This window comes from Streptococcus sp. 27098_8_113 (assembly GCF_041432545.1).
In the GTDB taxonomy this organism is placed as follows: domain Bacteria; phylum Bacillota; class Bacilli; order Lactobacillales; family Streptococcaceae; genus Streptococcus.
Window position 1 is genome coordinate 1 of sequence record NZ_JAPVZU010000027.1, and the last position, 3,033, is coordinate 3,033.

4 protein-coding genes and 1 pseudogene are annotated in these 3,033 nt (G+C 38.5%); all 5 read left to right on the top strand.

The annotated features are described in order from the left end of the window. Window positions 1-26 precede the first annotated feature (26 nt). Window positions 27-1,280: a hypothetical protein gene (locus O3644_RS09965; protein ID WP_371595632.1), complete on the top strand. Its 1,254-nt coding sequence runs from the start codon at window positions 27-29 to the stop codon at window positions 1,278-1,280. 6 nt (window positions 1,281-1,286) lie between these two features. Next, entirely contained in the window at window positions 1,287-1,958 is a 672-nt protein-coding gene (locus tag O3644_RS09970) for a hypothetical protein (protein ID WP_371595629.1), read from the top strand. Then, window positions 1,951-2,250: a DUF4176 domain-containing protein gene (locus O3644_RS09975; RefSeq protein ID WP_371595630.1), complete on the top strand. Its 300-nt coding sequence runs from the start codon at window positions 1,951-1,953 to the stop codon at window positions 2,248-2,250. Before O3644_RS09970 ends, O3644_RS09975 begins: the two co-directional genes overlap by 8 nt. Before the next feature lie 91 nt (window positions 2,251-2,341). Next, a complete protein-coding gene (locus tag O3644_RS09980) occupies window positions 2,342-2,704 on the top strand; it encodes a hypothetical protein (RefSeq protein ID WP_371595631.1) in 363 nt (120 codons plus the stop codon). Between the two features lie 61 nt (window positions 2,705-2,765). Beyond that, window positions 2,766-3,033, top strand: a pseudogene (locus O3644_RS09985) (hypothetical protein); the annotation flags it as partial.

Consider the following 3,033-nt stretch of genomic DNA (forward strand, 5'->3'; position numbering starts at 1 on the left):
TCTCCTTTGGAGGAGGTAGCTTTGCTTTGCCACAGGACTTATCGTGGGTAGGTGATATTGAACAAGGCTGGGCTGACCGAGAGATAGCAATGGAGAATAACTACCTGTCAGCGCTGGAGAAGGTGAATAATGGGGAATCTCTGACTGAAGCGGAGCTGACAGCGATAGAGCGATATGCGGCAGCCTATCCGGATCGTGTGGGTGATTCCGTTATACAGTATGTACAGCAAGCACGTCAGGTCAAGGCAGAGGAGATGAAATATCGATCTATCATTGACAAGGTGGATGCAGGGAAGTCTTTGACAGATGAGGAAACTAAATTTTTTGAAGAATATAAGAAAAATCATCCAGATGTTCAAGTGAACAGTGACTCAGTGACTAAGGAAATAGGTGAGAAGAATAAATATAGTGCTGCACTAGAAAAATTAAATAATAATAAAGAATTAACTGCTGCAGATGTAAAAGCGATTGAGAAATATTTAAAATCTCATTCTGATGTATCTTTGAGTGATGCTCAACGTAAGAAATTCGAAGAAGCCCAAGTTACAATTGATTACAAAGAAATTTTAAATAAGGCTAAGAAGGAGGGGGTGTCTGCTAATTACACAGATAAAGAAATCAATACTCTCAGAGCTTATTATCAAAGTCATCCAGATGAAGACGTACCGGACTATTTAGCAGAATCTTTGAATGGTTTTAATACTCAAGGAGCAGCTAAGGGAGCATCGTATGCATCTAGTGCTGCGGACTATAAACTTCTATTTACTAGTAGTTTTGTGGAAGGTGCAGAAACAGTTAACGCAATTAGTAATGGAGCATGGACTGGTAACGGAACTTTGAAAAAATTACGAAGTCTCAAAGAAGCTGCGCAAAATTCTGATAATATGAAATTGTTAGATAAAGCAGATGAGCTTGTAGATGTGGCAGATGACGCTGGGAAATTGACGAAGCTTGGTGGGAAAGTTAGCAATCATTTAGGTAAAATGGGAGTTATTGGTTCAGTAGCATCTGGTGTATCAACTTATCTGGAGCGAAAAGATAAGTATGGTGATGAAGTTGCTCTGCAAGACGCAGCGGCCCATACTGGGATTACAGCGACATCAACTATTATCGGATCTATGATTGGCTCAGTTATACCAATTCCTGTTGTTGGAACGCTTCTTGGTGCTTATGCTGGAACAGTATTAGGAAATGCGCTTTCTACAATATATGATGAATCAAGACATGAGAAACTTGAGTTATCAGACCTTACTGATGGCAGTATATTTAAACTATGGTGATAAAAAATGAGAAAAATAATTTTTATTGGACAGAGCGGTGATAAGGCCGTTTACTATAACACGCGAACAAAAGAGGCTTTGGTAGCCGATAAGAGTACCTTATTAAATACGGAAGGGGCTAGGAAGACCAATAAGGCTATTATTCCTTTGATGTTGGTTTTCATTTTCTTAGGTTTGATAGGGGGGATGGTAGCTATACCAGCTTTTTCCAGTTTTCGATACAGTAGCTGGATGGTTCCGCCTTATATCGCTGCCCAGTTCTTTGTCTGCTTTGGCTTTATATGGATGATGGAAGAGGCCTTGTATAAAGACGTGAAGCAGGTTCAGGGGGCAAGTTCTCAACAGTTCGCGAAGGCCGTTGATTCAAATCTGATTTGGGAAAATTTTAGTAAGAAAAAAGCAACATTTGGGAAAATGATAGTTTTTCTAATAATACAGTTAGCAATTCTATTTTTAGCATTTATAGGAATTGCTACCATACTAAATATTATAAATTCATTTATAAAGCAGGAGAAGTTTGACGCACAAATTTTATTTTCATTATTGATAGGTCTCTTTCCTGCCTTGTTGTACCTTTTCTTATTCCAAAACAACCCCATCCGCTGGTTGTTAGCCGTGCGAAAGTATGAGCAAGGAAAAGTGATATTCGCAGAAGACAAGGAGAAGAAACATGAGTGAGACACTATTACCAATGGGAACAGTGGTTAAACTAAAAGATCAAACAGAACTAATTATTATTGGCAGGGGTTCGCTAGTAGAGCAAAATCAAGAGCTTGTATATTTTGAGTATACAAGTGTTCTTGTACCAACTGGTTATCAGCAAGCCGATCAGCTTTATTTCTTTAATAACAGTGACATTCGTGAGGTTGTATTTATGGGATATAAGAATGATGCTGAATTAGAATTTGAATCTAATTTTTATCAGCTGGTTAAAAAGTCTGGTTTTAAAAAAGGAGTTACAGAGCTATAAGTTCGGTTAGATAATTTAATGATTATTTTAAAAGCTATACTTCTGTTTATACAAAGTATAGTTTTTGATTATTTAAATTTAAGAGGTTATAATGAAAGAAGAAAAATCGAAACAAGATCAGCTGGATGAATTACATCGTCGTCAGTATGAACTGGAACAACAAATAGATGATTTGAATATAGAATATCGCCAGTTTAAGGTGGTGCGGGAGGACGTGATGTCCTCACAAGGTAGCGCCCTATTTCACTTTAAAAACTTGTTGGATTTAGGAGTAACTTCGTCTCATTCAGCTTTTTACCATTATCTTTTAGATGATATTGAGTCAACTACACGAACGCTGGAAGTTGACTTTGAGGAAGAAGACCAAGCGATTAAGAAGCGTTACCAAGCTTATCAGGCGCAATTAACAGCTCTGCATGATCAGCGTAAAAAACTGGAGGGTGATAAGCAATAGTTTTATACATTTTGTATCTAAAGATTTCAGCAATCTAAATTCACTTACAGAAAGGAAGTATATGGTAAAGGTAAATTATGCCAGCCTACAGACGCAGTCTTCTACGATGTCCTCCGTCTCACAGTCACGTGTAGCAGGGTTCAATCAGTTGCTTAGTGCCTTTGACAGCTTCGGTGGTAGTGGAGATGAGCTGATAGGATCGGGCTATGATGCGGCTCGTGTATATGCGACAAGTGTCATGAGTCCCTATTATAAAGGTTTCATTCTCTACTCTGAAGCAGTTGCGGATGCGGCGAACACACTGGCGGATAACTATGTAGCCAAGTGTG